The following is a 20,833-nucleotide window of genomic DNA, read 5'->3' as shown; positions in this document are numbered from 1 at the left end:
GCCGGGCACGAGGAAGCCATGACCGTCACCGACCCCGACGTCCCGGACCCGCTCAACGATCCCCGCACCCTGCAGGCCGACCCGGGCGCCTACGGACAGGGCGAGGACCTGGCCTCCACGGCGGACGACGCCGTGTCCTCCGGCGAGGACGAGCTGGCCGAGCAGGGCCTGACCGCCGGCCGGGACGCGGCCGACGACGCCGGCGGCGGCGACGTGACCGGCGGCGCGTTCTCCGAGGCACCGCGCGACTGAGACGGGCCGGTCCGTTTCGCGACCCGCCGACCGGGCACCATCGGGTCCCCCAGTCCCTCGACGAAGAGGAGGACCGCCATGGCCACCGGTGAGACCGGCTTCGAGGACGTCGCCTACGACCTGATCTCGGTTCAGTACCACTCGCTCAAGGCCGGCCACGACTACGGCCAGTACGTCCGCGACGCGGACAACGCCGGCCTGCAGGACATCGCGGCGTTCTTCCGCGAGGTCATGGAGCAGGACTCCGCGCGGGCGCGGCGCTGCCACGAGTTCCTGCGGCAGATCTCGGGGACCGAGCAGGGCGGACCCGCCACCCAGTAGCCGCGGAACCGGCACCATGGCGGTGTGATCCGCACACCGCTGACCCGGACGTTCGACCTGGCCGCACCGGTCGTCGGGGCCCCGATGGCCGGTGTGGCCGGCGGCGCTCTCGCCCGCGCCGTCACCCTCGGCGGCGGGCTCGGCATGATCGGCGTGGGCAACGCCGCGACACCCGACTTCGTCGCCGAGCAGGCCGCGATCCCGGCGGCCGACGACCTCCCGTTCGGCATCGGGCTCATGGTGTGGGCGCTGGCCGAGCGCCCCGAGCTCCTCGACGCGGCGATCGCCGCCCGCCCGGTGCTGGTGTCGGTGTCCTTCGGCGACCCCGCGCCCGCCACCGGCCGGCTGCACGACGCGGGCATCGCCGTGGCCACCCAGGTCAACACCGCTGGCGACGTCCGGCGCGCGCAGGCCGCCGGCGTCGACCTGCTCGTCGCCCAGGGCACCGAGGCCGGGGGGCACACCGGGCAGCGGGCCACGCTGCCGCTGCTGCAGGAGGTGTTGACCCTGGCCGATCGGCCGGTGCTGGCCGCCGGCGGCATCGCGACCGGGGCGGGGGTCGCCGCGGCACTGGCCGCCGGCGCCGCCGGGGTGTGGATCGGGACTCCGCTGCTGGCCTGCCCCGAGGGGCTCAACTCCCCCGCCGCCCGCGCCCGGGTCTGCGCGGCCGCGGGCGAGGACACCGTGCTCACCCGCGCCTTCGACGTGGCGCAGGGGCTGGCCTGGCCAGAGCGGTGGCCGGGGCGCGCCGTGGCCAACGACTTCTGCCGGGAGTGGCACGGCCGGGAGGCCGAGCTCGCCCGCGACCCCGAGGCCGGTCGGCGGGTGGTGGAGGCCCGCAGCACCGGCGACCTCACTGCCGCGCCGCTCTACGCCGGGGAGTCGGTCGGGCTGGTCACCGGTGAGCGGCCCGCGGCCGACGTCGTCCGGCAGCTGGCCGCTGACGCCGAGCGGGCGCTGCGCGCCGCGGTCGACCTCCTGGACTAGCGCGCGAGGGAGCCGGCGTCCGCCCACGCCCGCTCGAGCACCTGGAGCAGCAGGTCGGCGGGCTGGGCGCCGGCGGCGCCGTACCTGCGGTCGACCACGAAGAAGGGCACGCCGGTCGCGCCGAGCTCCCGCGCGGTGCGGATGTCGGCGAGGACGGCGGGCCGGTAGCGGTGGTCGGCGAGCGCGGTGCCGACCTCGGCCTCGTCCAGGCCGGCCTCCGCCGCGAGCACGGCGAGCGAGTCGGCGTCGAAGACCGAGCGTCCCTCCTCGAAGTGCGCGTGCAGGAGCCGCTCCTTCACCGCTCCCTGGAGTCCGCGCTCGGCGGCGAGGTGGAGGACCTCGTGGGCCGGCAGCGTGTTGCCGCTGACCCCGCTCGCCAGGTCGTAACGCAGGCCCTCACCGGCGGCGGTGTCCTCGACGTGCCGCATCATCTGCCGCACGTCCTCGACCGGGCGGCCGTACTTGGCGGCCAGCGCCGGAAGGGTCGGGTGGGTCTCGCCCTCGGGGGTGCCGGGGTCGAGCTGGAAGGACCGCCAGACGACCTCGACCTCGTCCCGGTGCGGGAACCGCGCGAGCGCGGCCTCCAGTCGGCGCTTGCCGATGTAGCACCACGGACAGACGACGTCGGACCAGACCTCGATGCGCACGGACCGCACCAACGGCGGGCCGGACCGGCTCATTCCGCCAGGTCGGAGTCGCGCCCGACGTCGCCGGGGGTCACCTCGCCGGCGGGCGGGCCGGCGGTGTCACCGCACGCCGACGAGGTCGACGACGAAGATCAGCGTCGCGCCGGGCTTGATGACGCCGCCGGCGCCGCGGTCGCCGTAGGCCTTGTGCGGCGGGATGGTCAGCCGGCGCCGACCTCCGACGCGCATCCCCTGGATGCCCTCGTCCCAGCCCTGGATGACCATGCCGACACCGAGCCGGAACTCGAGCGGGTCGCCGCGGTCCCAGGAGGCGTCGAACTGTTCGCCGCCGTCGTGGGTGACGCCGACGTAGTGGGCGCTGACCAGGTCACCGGCCTTCGCCTCCGGGCCCTCGCCGACGGTGATCTCCTCGATCACCACGTCATCGGGGGCGGGGCCGGTCGGCGGCTCGACGTCGGGGCGGGTGGGCTCGGCCATCGGTTCTCCTGGGGGTCGGTGCCGGGTGGGTCCCGACGGTCGCCCTCATCCAAACAGCGCCCCCGCGAGGTCGCCGGGCGGGCTACGGTCCGGTGCCGTGATCGACCACCTGGCGCTCCAGGTCGCGGACGTCGCCGCCTCGGAGGCTTTCTACACCCGGGTCTTCGCGCCACTCGACGTCCGGACGGTGATGCGGTATGACGGCCCGCAGGGCCTCGTCGTGGGCCTGGCCGGTCCCGAGCGCTTCCCGCGCCTGTGGCTCGGCGCGCTCGTGGACGGCGGCGTGCGGCCGGTGCACCTGGCCCTGCAGGCGCACTCCCGCGCGGACGTCGACGCCGTGTACGCGCTGGCCCGGGAGGCCGGCGCGGAAATCCTGCACGAGCCGCGGGTCTGGGCGGAGTACCACGCGGGCTACTACGGCACCTTCTTCCGCGACCCGGACGGGAACAACGTCGAGGCCGTGCACCACACCTGGCACGCCTCCTGAAAGGACCCCGTCCTCCCCACCCCTCGGAGGAGGACCCCGTCCTCCCCGCGAAGGACCCTCCTGCCCCCCGCCACTCGCAGGCTCGCGGCGGGCCCTGCAGGAGGGCCGATCGAAGCCCGGGGCGGGACCCGGAACGGGGCCGGGGCCTCGGGACGGGGCCCCTCAGCGGCCGCCGGCGACGTCGAGCAGGCTGCCGGTGCAGTAGGCCGCGTCGTTCCCCAGCAGCCACAGGACGGCGGCCGCGACCTCCTCGGGCAGCCCGGCGCGGCCCATCGGCACGGTCGGCCCCACCCGTGCGACCCGGTCGGGCTGGCCCCCGCTGGCGTGGATCTCGGTCTCGATGATCCCGGGCCGCACGACGTTGACCCGGACGCCCTCATCCGCGACCTCGCGGGCCAGCCCGACGCCGAGGGTGTCGACGGCGCCCTTGCTGGCGGCGTAGTCGACGTACTCCCCGGGTGAGCCCAGCCGGCTGGCGGCCGAGGAGAGCAGCACGACCGACCCGCCGGAGCCGCCGTGCCGGGTGGACATCCGCCGCACCGCCTCCCGGCAGCACAGGACGGTGCCGAGCACGTTGACCGCCAACATCCGCTGCACCCGCTCGGCCGTCAGCTCGTCGACCCGCGCCCGCTCCCCCACGATGCCGGCGTTGGCCACCAGCCCGGTCACCGGGCCCAGGCCCTCGGCGGCGGCGAAGGCGGCCAGGACGTCGTCCTCGACCGAGACGTCGGCGCGGACGGCGCGGGCGGTCCCGCCGGCCGCCTCGATGCCGGTCACCACGTCGGCGGCCGCCGCCTCGTCGTCCCGGTACGTCAGGGCGACCGACCAGCCGGCCGCGGCCGCGGCGCGCGCGGTCGCCGCGCCGATGCCGCGGCTGCCGCCGGTCACGAGAACCACACCAGGAGGCACGGTCGGACCGTAGCGCGGCGCGGGTGCGGGACGCCGCCCGCCGTGCTGGGCTGGGCGCATGCCCGCCGATCCCCCGTGGTGGACCCGCGCCGTCGTCTACCAGGTCTACCCGCGCTCGTTCCAGGACTCCGACGGCGACGGGATCGGCGACCTCGGCGGGGTCCTGCAGCGCCTCGACCACCTCGCCGACCTGGGTGTCGACGTCGTCTGGCTCTCGCCGATCTACCCGTCGCCGCAGGCCGACAACGGCTACGACATCAGCGACTACACCGGCGTCGACCCGCTCTTCGGCTCGCTGGCGCAGCTCGACGAGCTGATCGCGGCGCTGCACGACCGCGGCATGAAGCTGGTCATGGACCTGGTGGTCAACCACACCAGCGACGAGCACCCGTGGTTCGGAGAGTCCCGGTCGTCCCCCGACTCCCGGAAGCGCGACTGGTACTGGTGGCGGCCGCCGCGGGAGGGGATGGCCGCGGGGCAGCCCGGCGCCGAGCCCACCAACTGGCACGGCTTCTTCTCCGGCTCCACCTGGGAGCTCGACGAGGCCAGCGGCGAGTACTACCTGCACCTGTTCGACCGCAAGCAGCCCGACCTGAACTGGGAGAACCCGCAGGTCCGGTCCGCGGTGTACGCGATGATGCGGGAGTGGCTCGACCGCGGGGTCGACGGGTTCCGCATGGACGTCATCAACCTGATCAGCAAGGACGTCGGGCCGGACGGCGAGCTGCACGACGGCCCCCCGCTGCCCGGCCTGCCCTACGGCGACGGGTCGGCGTCCTACCTGTGCGGGCCGCGGATCCACGAGTTCCTGCAGGAGATGCACCGTGCGGTGTTCGCCGGGCACTCCGAGCAGCTGCTCCTGGTCGGCGAGATGCCGGGCGTGACGGTGGAGCAGGCGCGGCTGTTCACCGACCCGGCGCGGGCCGAGGTGGACATGGTCTTCCAGTTCGAGCACGTGGGGCTGGACTTCGACGAGACCAAGTGGCGCCCGCGGCCGCTGCGGATGCGCGACCTCAAGACCTCGTTCGGGCGCTGGCAGGCCGGGCTGGCCGACGTCGGCTGGAACTCGCTCTACTGGGACAACCACGACCAGCCGCGCGCGGTCTCCCGCTTCGGCGACGACTCGCCGCGGTACCGCCGGGACTCCGCCACCTGCCTGGCCACGCTGCTGCACCTGCACCGCGGGACGCCCTACGTCTACCAGGGCGAGGAGCTGGGGATGGCCAACGCCCCGTTCGCCGGCATCGACGACTTCCGGGACGTCGAGTCGCTCAACCACTTCGCGCAGGCCGTGGCACACGGCGAGGACCCGGCCGACGTGCTGGCCGCGCTGCGCCGGATGAGCCGGGACAACGCCCGCACCCCGGTGCAGTGGGACGCCTCGGAGCACGCCGGCTTCACCACCGGCAAGCCGTGGATCGCGGTCAACCCCGACCACGCGGACTGGCACGCCGCGGCGCAGCGCGACGACCAGACCTCGGTGTTCGCCCACCACCGGCGGCTGATCGCACTGCGGCACGACGACCCGGTGGTCGCGCTCGGTGACTTCACCATGCTGCTGCCGGAGCACGACGAGCTGTACGCCTTCACCCGCAGCCTGGACGGCGCGACGCTGCTCGTCGTCTGCAACCTCGGCGCCTCGACCCACCCTCTCGGCGCGCTGCTCCCCGGGGCGGTCGGCGCGGAGCTGGTGCTCAGGAACCTGGTCGACGACGGCGACCCCGGCGTCCTGCGGCCGTGGGAGGCCCGGGTGCTGCGGCCCCGCTGACGAAGGACCCCCTTGCCCCCCACCGCTCGTAAGAGGACCCCGTCCTCCCCACCCCTCGCACGCTCGGGGCGGGGCCCTGGACGGGGCCGGGGACCCTGCAAGGGGGCCGGTCCTCTCACCGGTCCTCTCAGCCGAGCAGCAGGTCCAGGGCTGCCGCCGCGGTCCAGGACTGGGCGGCGCTACCGAGCGGCTCGCCGGTGAACGGCTCGTGGTACTCGGCGAACGAGCCCCCAGCCAGCTCGTCGAGCACCGCGCGGCGCAGCGGCCCGGCGACGTCGGCCCGGCCGCGTCGCCCCAGCATCCAGACGACCAGCCAGTCGACCACCGGCCAGCTGGGCCCGCGCCAGTACGCGCGGGGCCGGAAAGCCGGCGACGCGGGGCTGGTGCTGGGCAGGACTGCGTGCCGCAGCCCGGGGTGCCCGGTCCACCGCTCGGACCGCAGCAGCGCCACCATCTCCCGCTCCGCCGTCGCCCCCAGCCCGCCGCAGAGCAGCGGGGCGAACCCGGCCGCCGTCTCCGCGCGCAGCGGCTCGCCGGTCCGCAGGTCGGTGTCCAGGGCCAGCCCCAGCCCGGCGTCGACGCTGCCCGCGACGCCGGTCCGGAAGCGCTCGGCGTGCTCCTCGAGCTCGGCGACCTCGCCGGCCCCCAGGGAGCGGGCGATCCCGGCCAGCGCGTCGCTCGCGGCGGCGAGGACGGCGGAGGCGAGGACGTCGGTGACCAGGAAGCTCGTGGTGACGCGGATCCGGGCGTCGTCGTAGCGGGCCCCCCGGAGCTCCGCGACGAGGCTGAGGTACCGGTCGTACTCGAGGTGGGTCGGGCGCTGGGCGGGATCGCGGACGACCCGGGTGTCCCGGCGGCGGTACGGCGCGAGGTCGGGGCGGACGGCGACACGGGAGTACGGCCCGTCCCACCGCGGCGAGTTGTCCATCCCGCTCTCCCAGCCGTGGTGGATGGCGAGCAGCCCGGTGCGCAGCGGGTCGCGTTCGCGCACGAGGTAGCGGTGCCAGGCCAGCAGCCGGCGGTAGGCCCCGGGCAGCCAGGCCCGGACGCGCGCCGCCGCCCCTGGGCCTCGGCGCTCGGCGAGGGTCACGATCCGCTCGACGGCCAGGGCCTGCACCGGGGGCTGGCAGATGCCGCTGGTCCGGGGGGCGACCGGCGCGTCGTCGGTGACCTCGGCGCACCCCCAGCGGTCCGGCCCGGGGAAGTAGGTGGTCTCGTCGGGGTCGAAGACGATGTGCGGGAGCATGCCGGTGCGCCACTGCCCGCGGAACAGGTGGTCCAGCTCGGCGCACGCGCGTCCGGGGTCGAGGTGGGCGAGGCCGACCGAGACGAACGCGGCGTCCCAGCTCCACTGGTGCGGGTAGAGGTGCGGGGCGGCCCGGACCATCACCCCGGTGTCGTTCCCCCGCAGGACCGCGGCAGCGCGGGCGGCGAGCCCGGCGCCGCGGACGCCGGCAGGGCGGGCTGCCAGTCGGGCATCTCGCTGCGATGCTCCGGCGGCTGTCGTCACGCTGCCGCCCGCAGCGCCGACCTCAGCAGTGCCGTGGCGCGGGGCAGCACCCGGGCGGGGTCCCCCGACAGCCGGCACTCGAACGCGAGGTGGCCGCCGTAGCCGATCGCGTCCAGGGACCGAAGCAGCGCCGGCCAGTCCAGGTGGCCGGCGCCGGGTTCGAGGCGGTTGGTGTCGGAGACCTGCACGTGGCCGAGCCGGTCCGCGACCGCCCGCAGCGCCGCCGGCGGGTCGGCCTCCTCGATGTTCATGTGGTACGTGTCCGCGCCCACCTGCACGCTGGCCAGCCCGGTCGCCCTCGCCAGCTCCGCCGCCTGCGCGAGGGTGTTCACCATGTGGTCCTCGTAGCGGTTCAGCGGCTCGAGCAGCAGGAGGACCCCCTCCCGGGCGGCGACCTCGCCCAGCCGGCCCAGGGCGTCGAGCAGCACCTCGCGGTCGGCCTCGGCCGTGCGGGGTGGGGTGAACGGGGGCAGCCGCCGGGAGAACATCCCCCAGGACGCCGGCGTCATCGCCCCCACGCCGCCGAGCTCGGCGATGACGGCGAGCTGGGTGGCCATGTTGGCGATCGCGTCGGCGCGGCGTCCCGGGTCGAAGTCACCGATGAAGTGGTCCATGTCGACGCAGACCGTGGGCATCACCACGCCGTCCCGCCGGGCCGCCCGCAGCTCGGGCAGCCGCCGGCGCAGCGCGTGCCCACCGGCGCCCCGCAGCTCGATGGCCTCGAAACCGCAGGCCAGCGCGACGTCCCACCTGGCCTGCAGCGTGGCCCCCGGCAGCAACTGCTCCTGGACGGCGAGTCTCACGCGACACCCCCGCCACCGCGTCGGCGTCGTATCGGTACGGACGCCAGCATGTTATCGCTGCTCCTCGGCGCTTTATGCGTGTTCCGTCGGCACAATCCCGCGCGGTGGCCCCGGTCACGCGATGGCCGCTACTGTCCGGAGTCCGGCAACGGCGCCGGCGATGCCGATGGGAGCTGATGGGCGCGATGCAGCGACGGGTCAGGGTCTCGGTGGCGGCGGCGGGGGCAGTGGTCCTCCTCGCCGCCTGCGGTGGAGGTGACTCCGGGGGTGGCGAGGACGGCGGCCCGCTGACGGTGTGGACCCTGGAGAACCTCCCCGACCGCCTCGCCGTCCAGGAGGAGATCGCCGCCGCCTTCACCGAGAGCAGCGGCGTCGACGTCGAGCTGGTCGCGGTCGACCCGAACCAGTTCAACCAGCTCCTGACCTCCTCGGCCGCGGCGGGCGAGCTGCCCGACGTGATCGGTGCCCTGCCGCTGGCCGGCGTCCAGTTGCTGGCGACCAACGAGTTCATCGACCCCGAGGTGACCGCCTCCGTCGTGGAGGGCCTGGGGGCCGACACGTTCTCCGAGCGGGCGCTGGAACTGACCCGCGACGGCGACACCCAGCTCGCCGTGCCCAGCGACGGCTGGGCGCAGCTGCTCGTGTACCGCCAGGACCTCTTCGACGCTGCGGGCCTGGCCGCACCGGAGACCTACGACGACATCCTCGCCGCCGCACAGGCGCTGGACAGCCCCGAGCGTGCCGGGTTCGTCGGGGCCACCGTGCCGAACGACGCGTTCACCCAGCAGACCTTCGAGCACCTCGCCCTGGGCAACGGCTGCCAGCTGGTGGACGAGGCCGGGGAGGTCACGCTCGACAGCGAACCCTGCGTGGCCTCGTTCGATTTCTACGACCGGCTGATCAGCGACTTCTCGGTGGCGGGGGCGCAGGACGTCGACACCACGCGCGCCGCCTACTTCGCCGGGCAGTCGGCCATGGTGGTGTGGTCCTCGTTCATCCTCGACGAGATGGCCGGCCTGCGGGCCGACGCGCTGCCGACCTGCCCCGAGTGCACGGCCGACCCGGCCTTCCTCGCGCAGAACAGCGGCGTGGTCACCGCGATCTCCGGGCCGGACGGGGACGAGCCGGCACAGTTCGGAGAGGTCGTCTCCTGGGCCGTCACGGCCGACGCGCAGTCCTCCGCCGCCGACTTCGTCAGCTACATGATGGAGGACGGCTACGAGCAGTGGATCGGCTTCTCGCCCGAGGGCAAGGTGCCGACCCGGCAGGGCACCGCCGAGGAACCGACGCGGTTCATCGACGCCTGGGCCACGCTGCCGGCGGGCGTGGACACGAAGGCGCCGCTGTCGGACTTCTACTCGCCCGAGGTCCTCGACGCGGTGCGCACGGCCCCGGACACCATCTCCCCGTGGGGCATCCCGCAGGGACAGGGCGCGCTGATCGGGGCCTCCCTCGGCGAGCTGCCCGTCCCCCAGGCGATCGCCGCGATGACCGGCGGCGAGGTCGACCCGCAGGGGGCGGCCCAGCAGGCGGCCGAGGCGCTCCGCGAGATCGCCTCGTCGCTGGACTGACGGTGGGTCCGGCGGTGTCCGCACGTCGGCAGGCCGGCCGGGAGCCCGGGGCTCCCGGCCGCGGGACGCTGCGGGCACGGGAGGCCCGGACCGGGTGGGCCCTGATCTCACCCACCGTCGTCCTCGTGCTGGTGCTCGTGGTGCTGCCGATCCTGTGGACGGTGGTGCTCGCGTTCCAGGACCTGCGGCTCATCCGGCTGCGCACCGCCGGGCTCTTCGGGGACTACACGTTCGACAACTTCGCCGACGTGTTCGGCTCCCCCGGCTTCTGGAGCTCGCTGGTCACCACGCTGATGTACGCCGGCGGCGGCACGGCGGCGTCGATCGGGCTCGGGCTGGTCGCCGCGCTGGCCCTGCGCCGCGGCTTCCGCGGCCGCACGCTGGTCCGGGCGTCGCTGCTGCTGCCCTACGTGGCGCCAGTCGTGGCGGCCACGTTCGTCTGGGGCGTGATGCTCAACCCCCAGTTCGGCGTCGTGAACGAGCTGGGCACGGGCCTGCTCGGCTGGGACGAGCCCATCGCGTTCCTGTCCGAGCGCCCGAGCGCCCTCCTCACCGTGATCGTCTTCGAGATGTGGCGCTCGTTCCCGTTCGCCTTCCTCTTCATCACCGCCCGCCTGCAGGCCGCGCCGGCCACGCTGGAGGAGGCCGCCCGGGTCGACGGCGCCACCCCGACGCAGCTGTTCCGCCACATCGTGTGGCCCCAGCTGCTGCCCACGATCGCGGTGCTCGCGCTGCTCCGCTTCATCTGGACCTTCAACAACTTCGACGACATCTACCTGCTCACCGGCGGCGGGGCGGGTACCGACGTCATCAGCGTGCGGGTGTTCGACTTCCTGATCAGCCGTGGGGACATCGGCGCGGCGTCCGCCCAGGCGCTCGTGCTGTCCGCCGTGCTGCTGGTGCTGGTCACGGTGTACTACCGGTTCGCGGCGAAGGACGAGGTGGCCTGATGGCGGGCATCGCGACCGTGCCGGCGGAGTCCCCCGCCGCACCCGAGACCCGGCGCAGCGGCTCCCCGGCGGGGCGGGGCTGGTCGCGCAACACCGTCGAGACCCGGGTGCTCGGCGTGCTGCGGTGGCTCGTGATCGCGGGGTTGGTGCTGTTCACCCTGTTCCCCTTCTACTACATGGTGCTGCTCTCCCTCCGGGACCTCAGCTCGCTGCTGCAGGCCCCGGCTCGGCTGTGGCCGGCGCTGTCGGAGCTGACGGTCGACACGTACCGCGACGTGCTGGCCCCCACCGACTCCGGCGGGCAGGGCTTCCTGCGCTTCATGGCCACCAGCGGCGTGGTCGCGCTGGGCACGGTGGCGGTGACGCTCGTCTTCGCCGTCCTGGGCTCGTACGCCCTGGCCCGGCTGCGGTTCCCCGGCCGGCGCCGGATCGGTGTGCTGTTCCTGGCCGTGTACCTGTTCCCCAGCATCCTGCTCGCCGTCCCGCTGTTCGTGTTCTTCACCCGGGTCGGGCTGCGCGGCGCCCTGCCGGCGCTCGTGCTGGTGTACGTCTCGCAGACCGTCGCGGTGGCGATCTACATGCTTCGCAACTACTTCCAGACCGTGCCGGCCAGCATCGAGGAGGCCGCCGCGGTCGACGGCGCCGACCGGTTCACGATCATGCGCCGGATCACCCTGCCGCTGGCGATGCCGGCGATCCTCTCCAACGCCCTGTTCGTCTTCATGATCGCGTGGAACGAGTTCCTGTTCGCGCTGCTGTTCCTGGTGGATGACCGGTCGCGGTGGACGGTGTCCCTGGGCCTCTCCCAGCTCGCGGGCAGCATCGAGATCCCCACGACGGTGCTCATGGCCGGATCGGTGATCCTGACGGTGCCGATCGTCGTACTGTTCTTCGCCACCGAGAGGCTTCTCACCGGCGGCCTGACCGCCGGCGCCGAGAAGGGGTGAGGACCTGGGTGAACGCGCCGGACAGCTGCTCGACCTGATCCGCCGGGGCCGGGCCCGGACCCGCGGGGACCTGATCGAGCTCACCGGGCTGTCCCGCTCGACCGTCGCCGCCCGCGTCGACCTGCTGGTCGACGCCGGGTACCTGCGCGAGTCGGGCAAGGAGGCCTCCGCCCGCGGCCGGCCCTCGCAGCTGCTCGGCCTCGAGGGGTCCGGCGGGGTGGTGCTCGCCGCCGACCTGGGCGCCGCGCACGCCACTCTCGCGCTGTGCGACCTGTCCGGGCGCCCGCTGGCCGAGGCGGTCCACGAGATCCGGCTCGCCGACGGCCCCGAGCCGGTGCTCGGCTGGGTCGAGCAGCGCTGGCGGGAGATGCTCGACGCCTCCGGGGTGGTCGCCGGCCGGGTTCTCGGTCTCGGGGTCAGCGTGCCGGGCCCGGTGGACGTCGCCACCGGCCGGGTCGTGCACCACACGCCCGTCCTCCCGGGCTGGCAGGACCACCCCGTGCGCGACCTCCTGGAACGGCGCTTCGGCGTCGTCTGCGTGGTCGACAACGACGCCAACGCCATGGCGCTGGGCGAGCACCACACCGCGTGGCCGGGCTCCTCGCCGCTGCTGTTCGTCAAGGTCGCGACGGGCATCGGCGCCGGCGTGGTGGTCGACGGCCGGCTGCTGCGGGGCGCCGACGGCGCCGAGGGCGACATCGGGCACGTGCGGATCACCAGCGCCGACGACGGCCCGCTGTGCGTCTGCGGCGCCCGCGGTTGCCTCGCCGCGTCGGCGAGCGGACGGGCGCTGGCGCGGGCGCTGCGCGAGCAGGGGGAGGACGTCCCGGACAGCCGGTCGGTCGTCGAGCTGGCGTCGACCGGCCACGCCGAGGCCACCCGGCTGGTCCGGGAGGCGGGGCTGGTGATCGGCGACGTCCTGGCGACCGCGGTCAGCCTGCTCAACCCGCGCGTCCTCGCCCTGGGCGGGGACCTGGCGCTGGTCCACCACTTCGTCGGCGCCGTGTGCGAGCGGCTGTACCAGCGCACCCAGCCCCAGTCCGCCCGGGGCCTGCAGGTGGTGGCCAGCGGCCTGGGCGACCGGGCGGGCGTGGTCGGCGCGGCCCGGCTGGCGCTCGAGGAGGTGCTCTCCGCCGAGGCGGTGGACCGCGCGCTCGCCGGCCGGCGCCAGCCGGTGCCCTGACGCTGCATCCGCTCAGCCCTTCCAGTCGACCAGCTGGACGATCACGCCGTTGGGGTCGCGGACCTGGAAGGCGCGCTCACCCCACTCCTCGACGGTGAGCGGCATGGTGATCGCCACGCCCTCGTCCTGCAGCCGGCGCAGTTCGCCCTCGAGGTCGTCGACGACGAACGCGAGGATCAGCCCGGCCGCGTGCACGTCGCGCTGGTCGGCCGGGAGCGTGGGCAGACCGCGGCGCAGGAAGGCGACGTTCATGCCGGCGTCCTCGCGGGTCAGCGAGGCGAAGCCGTCGGCGGCCATCTCCTCGCGGAAGCCGAAGTGGCGGACGAGGAAGGCACTGCTGGCGGGGACGTCGTCGACGTTCAGCGACACGGCGGTGGCGGTGATGCGCACGGGACCTCCTGGCGTGGACGAACCAACCTCGTACACCGTACGCCGTATCCGCCGGGGAGGATGCCGTCGTGCCGACCGACCGGAGCAGCGCGGGCGACCCCGCCCGCACCCTGGCCCTGCTGTGGCGGCAGCCGCCCGAGGGGCCGCGGCGCGGACCGGCCCGCGCCCTGGACCTGGACGCGGTGGTGGCGGCGGCCGTCACCCTCGCCGACCGGGACGGGCTGGCGGCGGTGACCATGCGGGCGGTGGCGCAGGCGCTGGGGGTGGCGCCGATGACGCTGTACACCTACGTGCCCGGCCGCGCCGAGCTGCTGGACCTCATGCTGGACGCCGTCCACGCGCAGATGGCCCGCAGCGACACCGGGGGCCGGCCCTGGCAGGAACGGGTCACCGCCGTCGCCGAGGAGAACCGGGCGCTGTTCGCCGCCCACCCCTGGGCCGCGACGGTGTCGACCCTGCGCCCTCCCCTCGGGCCCGGCTCCACCGCCAAGTACGAGCACGAGCTGGCCGCCTTCGACGACCTCGGGCTGGACGACGTCGAGCGGGACGACTGCCTGACCCACCTGCTGTCGTTCGTGCAGGCCAACGCGCGGGCGGCCGCGGAGGCGGCCGCCGCCCGGCGGCAGAGCGGGGTGGACGACGCCCGGTGGTGGGCCGCGGCCGGTCCGCTGCTCGCTCGGGTGCTGGACCCGGCGCGGTACCCGCGCGCGGTCCGGGTCGGGGCGGCGGCCGGGGCCGCGCACGGCAGCGCGCACGACCCCGGCCACGCCTACCGGTTCGGGCTGGCCCGGGTCCTCGACGGGCTCGCCGCGATCGTCGACGCCCGCCGCTGACCTCAGCTCACGGCGGTCGTGTGGGTTGGCGGGGCGCCGGACCCCTCCGGGGCCCGTCGACCGACGAGGACGCCGCCGTCAGACCGGGGTGGCCACCGGCTCGGCGGCCGGACGGCGGTCCAGCGGGTGGGCCAGCTCGTCGGCGGGCATCCGGGCCGCCACGACGGCGACCCCCGCCAGCACCAGCGGAACCAGCCCGGCGACGAGGAAGGTCGCGGTCAGGCCGATCCACCCGCTGACCGGGCCGGCCAGCGCCATCGACAGCGGCATGAAGGCGCCCGAGACGAGGAAGTCCAGGCTGGAGACCCGGCCGAGCAGCGCCGGGGGCACCCGCCGCTGCAGCAGCGTGCCCCAGATGACCATGCCGCTCTGGAAGGTGGCGCCGGTGAACAGCCCCGCGGCCACCATGACCTCCAGCCGGGTGGTCAGCCCGAAGACGACGAGCGGCACGCAGCCCAGGCCCCACAGCAGGTTCATGACCGTGAGGTAGCGGCGCGGCAGCGGGCGCGAGGAGATGAGCAGCGAGCCCAGCGCGCCGCCGACGCCGAAGGCGGTGAGCACCAGCGCGTGGCCCATGGGCCCGCCGCCGGCGCGGTCGCGGATGGCGAAGGGCACCAGCACCTCGAAGGGGCCCATCATCACCAGCAACATCAGCGAGGCGAACAGCAGCGTGGCCAGGAACCAGGGCGTGCGGACCATGTAGCCGAAGCCCTCGCGCAGGTCGTCGGCCACGGCGCGCAGCGGGTGGACCGGGACGGCGGCCGGCTCGCGGCGGACGCGGGTGACCGGCAGCGCCGCCACGCACAGCGCCGCGCCGGCCGCGGCCGCGGCGGTGACCAGCAGCGCGATCCCCGGCGAGGCCGCGGCGACCAGCAGCCCGGCGGCCGTGGGGCCGGCCACCTGGTGCAGCACCGGCCGCATCAAGCCCTCGAGACCGTTGGCCGCGAGCAGCTCGTCCTCGGGGAGCAGCGCGGGCACCAGCGCCGAGTAGGCCGGGTAGTACAGCCCCATCCCGACGCCGCCGAGCAGGCCCACGGCGGCCAGCAGGCCCAGGGGCAGGCCGTCGGCCAGTGACAGGACGGCGACGCCCGCGACCGGGACGGCCTGCAGCAGCGCCACCACGAGCAGGATGTGCCGCTGCGGCACCCGGTCGGCGAGCACCCCGCCGAGCAGGGCGACGCCCAGCGTGCCCCCGAAGGTCAGCGCGCTGACCAGGGAGACCTCCGCCGGGCCGCCACCGAGGGCGACGACCTGCCAGATGACCGCGACCGCCCAGGACCCGTTGGCCAGCAGCGACAGGCCGAGCGAGACGGCGAGCAGCCGGTAGGCGCGGTGCCGCAGCGGCTGCAGGGCCCTCGGCAGGCCGGCCATCGTGTCCCCCCGGGTCCTCCGCGCCGCCCCCGCGGTCGGCGCAGCCGATGGTGCCCGGCCGGGTCCGGCGGGCGCGCGCGATTTCGCCGACGGCTCAGCTCGGGCGGTATCGGGTGCGGACGACGCCCTGACGGGGCGCCGGCTCAGTGGGCGCCGCGCTCGGCAGCGAGCCGCACGTAGTGCTCGACCGCCGTGGGGTCGTCGACCGCGCCCAGGTTGAGGGCCCGGGCCGGGTCGGCCCCCTGGAACAGCCGCTTGAGCGGGACCTCCAACCGCTTGCCGGTGCGGGTGTGCGGGACGGCGGGGACGGCGAGCACCTCGTCGGGCACGTGCCGCGGGCTGGCCTGCCGGCGGATCGCGTCCCGGATCCGCGCCTGCAGCTCGTCGGTGAGCTCCTCCCCCGGCGCCAGTTGGACGAACAGCGGCATCCAGTAGCCGCCGTCGCGCTGCTCCACGCCGAGGACGACGCAGTCGCGGACCTCGGGCACCGACTCGACGGCGGCGTAGATGTCCGCCGTCCCCATGCGGACGCCCCCGCGGTTGAGCGTGGAGTCCGAGCGGCCGGTGATGACGCAGGTGCCGCGCTCGGTGACCTCCATCCAGTCGCCGTGCCGCCACACCCCGGGCCAGGGCTCGAAGTACGCCTCGCGGTAGCGGGACCCGTCCGGGTCGTTCCAGAAGTACAGCGGCATCGTGGGCATCGGCTCGGTGACCACCAGTTCGCCGAGCTCGCCGACGACCGGCCGGCCCTCCTCGTCCCAGGCGGCCGCGGCGACCGCGAGCATCGGGCGCTGCAGCTCGCCGGCCACCACCGGGAGCAGCAGGGTGCTGCCGATGAACCCGGTGGCGACGTCGGTGCCGCCGGACACCGAGCCGAGGAAGACGTCGCTGCCCACCGCGTCGTAGACCCAGCAGAAGGCCGACGCCGGCAGCGGCGACCCGGTCGACCCGATGCTGAGCAGCGCGGACAGGTCGTGGGTCTCCCCCGGGCGGATCCCCGCCTTCTCGCAGGCGGTGAGGTAACCGGCGCTGGTACCGAGGTGGGTGATGCCGGTGCGCGCGGCCAGGGCGAACTGCGCGTCGACCGACGGGTACGCGGGGGCGCCGTCGTGGACGACCACCGTCGCGCCGCGCAGCAGGGCCGAGGTGGCGATGTTCCACATGATCCAGGCGGTGGAGGCGTACCAGTAGTAGCGGTCGCCCGGGCCGACGTCGCCGTGCAGGCCGAGCTGCTTGTGCATCTCGACGGCGGTGCTGCCGTGGCCGTGCACGATCCCCTTGGGCAGCCCGGTGGTCCCCGAGGAGTAGACGATCCACAGCGGGGCGTCGAACGGCAGCGGCTCGACGACCGGCGGTTGCTCGTCGGCGACCGCCTCGGCCCAGCTCAGCGCCCCGTCGGGCACCTCGTCGGGGAAGAGCCGGGGGACGGCGATCGTCGTCCGCACGCCGGGCAGCGCCGCGCGGAGCTCGGCGACGACGTCGCGCCGGTCGTACTCCCTGCCGCCCCACCGGTAGCCGTCGACGGCGACCAGCACGGTCGGCTCGATCTGCGCGAAGCGGTCCAGCACGCTGCGGGTGCCGAAGTCCGGGGCGCAGGAGGACCACACCGCGCCGACCGCCGCGGCCCCGAGGAACGCGACGACGGCCTCGGGGACGTTGGGCAGGTAGCCGGCCACCCGGTCGCCGCGCCGCACGCCCAGGCGGCGCAGCGTGGCGGCGAAGGCGCCGACCTGGTCCCGCAGCTGCGCCCAGGTGATCTCGACCGGCTCGGCGTCCTCGGCCACGGCGACCAGCGCCGGGCTGCCGGGGTCCACGGTGCCGTCCCGCAGCGGGCGCAGCGCCTGCTCGGCGTAGTTGACCGTCGTCCCGGGGAACCACTCGGCACCGGGCATCCGGCGGCGGGTGAGCACCCGGTCGTCCGGAACGCCGGGCAGCACGCCGGACCAGTCGGCCACCTCGGCCCAGAACTGGTCGAGGTGCTCGACCGACCAGCGCCAGATCGCGTCGTAGTCGGCCGGGTCGCCGAGGTCGAGTCCGCGCCGCCGGGCCACCCGGTCGGCGAACCGTGCGAGGTGCGTGGCCCGGATCGACTCCGGCGTGGGGCGCCAGAGCACCTGGGGCCCGGCAGACGTGTCGGTACTCACAGCAGCACCTTGCCACGCCGCCCGGTGAGCACGAGGCCACTGAGCGCGGACCGGCGTCGGGCACCAGGATGGGGACCCATGAGCGAGCCGGAGGTCGAGCGCAACGTGCTCGGCGGCGCGCTGCAGCCGTGCGGCACGGAGCCGCTCACCGGCTTCTACCGCACCGGCGTCTGCAGCAGCGGTCCCGAGGACCTGGGCAGCCATACCGTCTGCACCGTCGTGTCGGCCGAGTTCCTCGAGCTGCAGCGGGCGCTCGGCAACGACCTGTCCACCCCGCGGCCGGAGTACGGCTTCCCCGGCCTGCGCCCGGGCGACCGCTGGTGCGTGGTGGCCGCGCGGTGGATGCAGGCCTACCAGGCCGGGGTCGCGGCGGGCGTCGTGCTCGCGGCCACCAACGCCCAGGCGCTCGAGGTCGTCCCGATGGAGGCGCTGCGGCAGCACGCCGTCGACGTCCCCGACGACCTCAGCGGCCTCGACTAGGAGAGGACCCCCGTGAGCGACCTGCTCGGCACCCCGGTGACCACCCTGCAGGGCGAGGTCACCACCCTCCGGGACCTGACCGGCGGCGGCGCGGCGCTGGTGGTCAACGTCGCCAGCCGGTGCGGCCTCACCCCGCAGTACACCCAGCTCGAGGGGCTGCAGCAGGAGTACGGCGGGCGGGGTCTCACCGTCGTCGGCGTGCCGTGCAACCAGTTCGCCGGGCAGGAACCGGGCACGGCCGAGGAGATCGCCGGCTTCTGCTCGGCCACCTACGGCGTCACCTTCCCGATGACCGAGAAGCTCGAGGTCAACGGCCCGGGCGCGCACCCGCTGTTCCGGCGGCTCACCGAGGCGCCCGACGCGTCGGGCGAGGCCGGCGACGTGCAGTGGAACTTCGAGAAGTGGCTGGTGACCGCCGACGGCGAGGTCGTGGCCCGGTTCCGGCCCCCCACCCAGCTGGACGCACCCGAGGTCCGGCACGCGATCGAGGAGGTCCTGCACCGGTGAGCGATCCCGACCTGCACTTCTGGTTCGACCCGGTCTGCCCGTTCGCGTGGATGACCAGCAAGTGGGTCCGGATGGTCGCCGAGCAGCGCGAGTACCGCGTCGAGTGGCGGCCGATCTCGCTGCGGCTGCTGAACCGGCACGTCGACTACGACGCGCAGTTCCCGCCCGAGTACGAGGCCGGCCACACGGCCGGCCTGCACCTGCTGCGGGTCGCCGCCCGCGCCCGCGCCGAGCACGGCCCCGAGGCGCTCGACCCGCTCTACGCGACCCTCGGGCGGCACGTGTTCGAGGACCCGGCCGGCCAGCCGCCGCCGGAGCGGGCCACCAGCCGGCCCTTCCTCGAGCAGGTCCTCGGCGAGGCGGGGCTGCCGGCCGGCCTGGCGGCCGCCGTCGGCGACGCGTCCTGGGACGCGGAGGTCCAGGAGGAGACCGACGCCGCGCTGCGGCTCACCGGCAAGGACGTCGGGACGCCGATCCTGCACTTCCGCCCGCCCGGTGGCACCGCCTTCTTCGGCCCGGTGATCAGCCGGCTGCCCGATCCCGGCGAGGCCGTCGAGCTGTGGGACCACGTCGTGGGCCTCGCCGCGTTCCCGGGGTTCGCCGAGCTCAAGCGCAGCCTGCGGGAACGGCCGCAGCTGCCGGCGCTCGGCGTCAGCCCGGGTGAGGCCGGGATCGAGGAGGACTGGCACGGGGGCAGCCGCCGCCAGCACCGCTGAACGGGGTGCGCGGCGCCGGTGGGTCGGCCGGCGACCAAGGTGAGGCGTCATCGAGTGCACCGTCGAGCTCGCCGAGTCGCTGGGCGCCGACGGCGCGACGGTCGACGCCGCCCGCGAGGGCCAGAGGCGGCGTCGGCCGAGCTGCGGGCCGCCGGCGAGCGCGGGATCACCGTGCTGCCGGTCTACGCCACCGCCGCGGACGGCTGGTGGATGGGCAAGGCCTCCGACGACCCGTCGCTGCGGCTCTACTCCGACCTGGGCGTCGACTTCGTCGACCCGGGCGGCGACACCTACTTCTGGGAGACCACCAGCTGGGACCGGGTCACCGACCACCCGAGCGACGTGATCCTCTACTCGCTGCGCGGTGGGGAGACGCCCGAGCAGATGCGCGCCCAGCCGACCTATCCCCTGCTGCCCGCGGTGCAGGCCGGCCAGGAGCACCCGTGGAAGTACATCGGCATGGACCACGTCGCCCAGGCCGCCTACATGTCCGAGCTGGCCGGCTGGCTCGACGAGGCCGAGAAGGTGACCTGAGAAAGGACCCCCTGCCCCGGCCCCGTCCCGGGCCCCGCCCTGAGCCTGCGAAGGGTGGGGAGGACGGGGTCCTTCCTCAGGCGGGGACCGCCTCCGGCACCGGGGCGGGAGGGCGGGCCGACCGCGCGGTCTGTGCCAGCCCGATGCCCACGAGGACGACGAGGCCGCCGAGCACCTGCCAGCCGGAGAGCACCTGCTCCACCCACAGCCAGGCCACGACCGACGCCAGCACCGGCTCCACCGTGGCGATCAGGCCGGCCGTCGTCGGCGGCAGGTGCCGCAGCGCGGCCAGCGACAGCCAGAACGGCAGCGCCGCCCCCAGGACGACGATCCAGCCGACCAGCACCCACAGCGGCAGCTCGATCGTCCCGAGGGAGACCGGCACGGACGCGCCGAGCACTGCGGGGTCGAACGGCCAGAACGGCGCGGCGACCGCCCAGAACAGCGCGGCCGCGACGAAGCTCCAGCAGGTGAGCGCCACCGGGTCGCGGGTGGTCGTGCCGCGCTCCCCCATCAGGTAGTAGGTCGCCAGGCACAGAGCTGCCGCGAGCGCCGCGGCGACCCCGCCCGCGTCGAGCGAGCCGCCGCCCTGCCAGACCTCCGCCACCAGGACCAGCCCGGACAGCGACAGCCCCAGCGCGCCCCACAGCCGGCGACGGACCCGCTCGCCGCGCACCAGCCACACCCACAGCGCGATGAACACCGGCGCGGTCATCTCGAAGACCAGCGCGATGCCGACCGGCAGCCGGCCGATGGCGACGTAGTAGAGGCACTGGGTGAGCGCGATGCCGACCACCCCGAAGACGGCCAGGAACGGCACCTCCCGCCAGGACACCCGCAGCCGCGCCGGCGCGACGACGGCGAGGGCGGCGAGCAGCACGACCGCCGCCCCGCCGCAGCGCAGCGCCGTCAGCCACGGCGCGGGGACGCCGGCCTGCAGCGCCAGGGTGGAGACGGTGCCGTTGACGGCGAGCAGGCCCGCAGCGCCGACGGTCAGCGCGGAACCGAGCGGAGGACGGGACACGGGACGACGGTAGCGACCGTCC

At 75.1% G+C, this 20,833-nt stretch carries 23 protein-coding genes and 1 pseudogene; 15 read left to right on the top strand and 9 right to left on the bottom strand.

The window, feature by feature from the left end:
* The first annotated feature begins 18 nt into the window (after positions 1-18).
* The 3 genes from BLW63_RS14205 to BLW63_RS14195 all read left to right on the top strand — a co-directional run bounded on the left by BLW63_RS14205 (position 19) and on the right by BLW63_RS14195 (position 1,560).
* Positions 19-252, top strand: coding sequence for a hypothetical protein (locus BLW63_RS14205; RefSeq protein ID WP_091157448.1), 234 nt, complete (start codon positions 19-21; stop codon positions 250-252).
* 78 nt (positions 253-330) lie between these two features.
* Entirely contained in the window at positions 331-573 is a 243-nt protein-coding gene (locus BLW63_RS14200; protein WP_091157444.1) for an acyl carrier protein, read from the top strand.
* Positions 574-597: 24 nt separating this feature from the next.
* Complete coding sequence (locus tag BLW63_RS14195; protein WP_091157439.1) at positions 598-1,560, top strand: NAD(P)H-dependent flavin oxidoreductase; 963 nt, start codon at positions 598-600, stop codon at positions 1,558-1,560.
* Here BLW63_RS14195 and BLW63_RS14190 read toward each other — a convergent pair.
* Positions 1,557-2,207, bottom strand: coding sequence for a DsbA family oxidoreductase (locus BLW63_RS14190; RefSeq protein WP_170856773.1), 651 nt, complete (start codon positions 2,205-2,207; stop codon positions 1,557-1,559). The genes BLW63_RS14195 and BLW63_RS14190 overlap by 4 nt on opposite strands.
* 99 nt (positions 2,208-2,306) lie before the next feature.
* A complete protein-coding gene (locus BLW63_RS14185; protein WP_091157433.1) occupies positions 2,307-2,684 on the bottom strand; it encodes an FKBP-type peptidyl-prolyl cis-trans isomerase in 378 nt (125 codons plus the stop codon).
* Positions 2,685-2,781: 97 nt separating this feature from the next.
* Here BLW63_RS14185 and BLW63_RS14180 point away from each other — a divergent pair, with 97 nt between their 5' ends.
* Positions 2,782-3,171: a VOC family protein gene (locus BLW63_RS14180; RefSeq protein ID WP_091157430.1), complete on the top strand. Its 390-nt coding sequence runs from the start codon at positions 2,782-2,784 to the stop codon at positions 3,169-3,171.
* Positions 3,172-3,333: 162 nt separating this feature from the next.
* Here the strand turns inward: BLW63_RS14180 and BLW63_RS14175 are convergent, their stop codons facing one another.
* The gene (locus BLW63_RS14175) at positions 3,334-4,080 is read right to left on the bottom strand and encodes an SDR family oxidoreductase (protein WP_244522575.1); all 747 of its coding nucleotides are present in this window, start codon (positions 4,078-4,080) and stop codon (positions 3,334-3,336) included.
* Positions 4,081-4,138: 58 nt separating this feature from the next.
* Between BLW63_RS14175 and BLW63_RS14170 the strand changes: the two genes are divergently transcribed.
* Complete coding sequence (locus BLW63_RS14170) at positions 4,139-5,848, top strand: alpha-glucosidase (protein WP_091157420.1); 1,710 nt, start codon at positions 4,139-4,141, stop codon at positions 5,846-5,848.
* A 127-nt stretch (positions 5,849-5,975) separates the two neighbouring features.
* Here BLW63_RS14170 and ggh read toward each other — a convergent pair whose 3' ends face one another.
* Both ggh and BLW63_RS14160 read right to left on the bottom strand, forming a co-directional pair.
* On the bottom strand, positions 5,976-7,358 hold the full coding sequence (ggh, locus tag BLW63_RS14165) for a glucosylglycerate hydrolase (protein ID WP_211517112.1): 1,383 nt from the start codon (positions 7,356-7,358) through the stop codon (positions 5,976-5,978).
* The gene (locus BLW63_RS14160; RefSeq protein WP_091157416.1) at positions 7,355-8,161 is read right to left on the bottom strand and encodes a sugar phosphate isomerase/epimerase family protein; all 807 of its coding nucleotides are present in this window, start codon (positions 8,159-8,161) and stop codon (positions 7,355-7,357) included. Before BLW63_RS14160 ends, ggh begins: the two co-directional genes overlap by 4 nt.
* A gap of 185 nt (positions 8,162-8,346) precedes the next feature.
* Here BLW63_RS14160 and BLW63_RS14155 point away from each other — a divergent pair, with 185 nt between their 5' ends.
* From BLW63_RS14155 to BLW63_RS14140, 5 genes and pseudogenes are all read left to right on the top strand, one after another.
* Positions 8,347-9,732, top strand: coding sequence for an ABC transporter substrate-binding protein (locus tag BLW63_RS14155; protein ID WP_091157955.1), 1,386 nt, complete (start codon positions 8,347-8,349; stop codon positions 9,730-9,732).
* 14 nt (positions 9,733-9,746) lie between these two features.
* Positions 9,747-10,682, top strand: a complete 936-nt coding sequence (locus tag BLW63_RS14150; RefSeq protein ID WP_211517111.1) for a carbohydrate ABC transporter permease — start codon at positions 9,747-9,749, stop codon at positions 10,680-10,682.
* Positions 10,682-11,629, top strand: coding sequence for a carbohydrate ABC transporter permease (locus BLW63_RS14145; RefSeq protein ID WP_091157412.1), 948 nt, complete (start codon positions 10,682-10,684; stop codon positions 11,627-11,629). Before BLW63_RS14150 ends, BLW63_RS14145 begins: the two co-directional genes overlap by 1 nt.
* A gap of 4 nt (positions 11,630-11,633) precedes the next feature.
* Positions 11,634-11,768: pseudogene (locus BLW63_RS28945) on the top strand (winged helix-turn-helix transcriptional regulator); the annotation flags it as partial.
* Between the two features lie 78 nt (positions 11,769-11,846).
* A complete protein-coding gene (locus tag BLW63_RS14140; RefSeq protein WP_170856772.1) occupies positions 11,847-12,812 on the top strand; it encodes an ROK family protein in 966 nt (321 codons plus the stop codon).
* A 12-nt stretch (positions 12,813-12,824) separates the two neighbouring features.
* Here the strand turns inward: BLW63_RS14140 and BLW63_RS14135 are convergent, their stop codons facing one another.
* Positions 12,825-13,202, bottom strand: coding sequence for a VOC family protein (locus tag BLW63_RS14135; RefSeq protein ID WP_091157403.1), 378 nt, complete (start codon positions 13,200-13,202; stop codon positions 12,825-12,827).
* Between the two features lie 68 nt (positions 13,203-13,270).
* On the opposite strand from BLW63_RS14135, the gene BLW63_RS14130 reads away from it, so the two are divergent.
* Complete coding sequence (locus tag BLW63_RS14130; RefSeq protein ID WP_091157399.1) at positions 13,271-14,035, top strand: TetR/AcrR family transcriptional regulator C-terminal domain-containing protein; 765 nt, start codon at positions 13,271-13,273, stop codon at positions 14,033-14,035.
* Between the two features lie 78 nt (positions 14,036-14,113).
* Here the strand turns inward: BLW63_RS14130 and BLW63_RS14125 are convergent, their stop codons facing one another.
* Positions 14,114-15,406 carry an MFS transporter gene (locus BLW63_RS14125; protein ID WP_091157395.1) on the bottom strand — a complete coding sequence of 431 codons (1,293 nt, stop codon included), beginning with the start codon at positions 15,404-15,406 and terminating at the stop codon, positions 14,114-14,116.
* Positions 15,407-15,549: 143 nt separating this feature from the next.
* Positions 15,550-17,550 (bottom strand): acetoacetate--CoA ligase, encoded by a 2,001-nt coding sequence (locus BLW63_RS14120; protein ID WP_170856771.1) that lies wholly within the window; start codon positions 17,548-17,550, stop codon positions 15,550-15,552.
* A gap of 78 nt (positions 17,551-17,628) precedes the next feature.
* Between BLW63_RS14120 and BLW63_RS14115 the strand changes: the two genes are divergently transcribed.
* From BLW63_RS14115 to BLW63_RS14100, 4 genes are all read left to right on the top strand, one after another.
* The gene (locus BLW63_RS14115; protein WP_091157389.1) at positions 17,629-18,030 is read left to right on the top strand and encodes a DUF2237 family protein; all 402 of its coding nucleotides are present in this window, start codon (positions 17,629-17,631) and stop codon (positions 18,028-18,030) included.
* A 12-nt stretch (positions 18,031-18,042) separates the two neighbouring features.
* Positions 18,043-18,537, top strand: a complete 495-nt coding sequence (locus BLW63_RS14110; RefSeq protein WP_091157385.1) for a glutathione peroxidase — start codon at positions 18,043-18,045, stop codon at positions 18,535-18,537.
* Complete coding sequence (locus BLW63_RS14105; RefSeq protein WP_091157381.1) at positions 18,534-19,253, top strand: DsbA family protein; 720 nt, start codon at positions 18,534-18,536, stop codon at positions 19,251-19,253. Before BLW63_RS14110 ends, BLW63_RS14105 begins: the two co-directional genes overlap by 4 nt.
* Before the next feature lie 171 nt (positions 19,254-19,424).
* Positions 19,425-19,787, top strand: a complete 363-nt coding sequence (locus BLW63_RS14100) for a TroA family protein (protein ID WP_091157377.1) — start codon at positions 19,425-19,427, stop codon at positions 19,785-19,787.
* Between the two features lie 76 nt (positions 19,788-19,863).
* On the opposite strand, the gene BLW63_RS14095 is transcribed toward BLW63_RS14100, so the two are convergent.
* Complete coding sequence (locus tag BLW63_RS14095; RefSeq protein WP_091157374.1) at positions 19,864-20,811, bottom strand: EamA family transporter; 948 nt, start codon at positions 20,809-20,811, stop codon at positions 19,864-19,866.
* Positions 20,812-20,833: the final 22 nt, after the last annotated feature.

The organism is Geodermatophilus africanus (assembly GCF_900107105.1).
GTDB classification, from domain to species: Bacteria; Actinomycetota; Actinomycetes; order Mycobacteriales; family Geodermatophilaceae; genus Geodermatophilus; species Geodermatophilus africanus.
The sequence above is the reverse complement of the archived record's forward strand: the minus strand, read 5'-3'. Positions and strand labels throughout refer to the sequence as shown.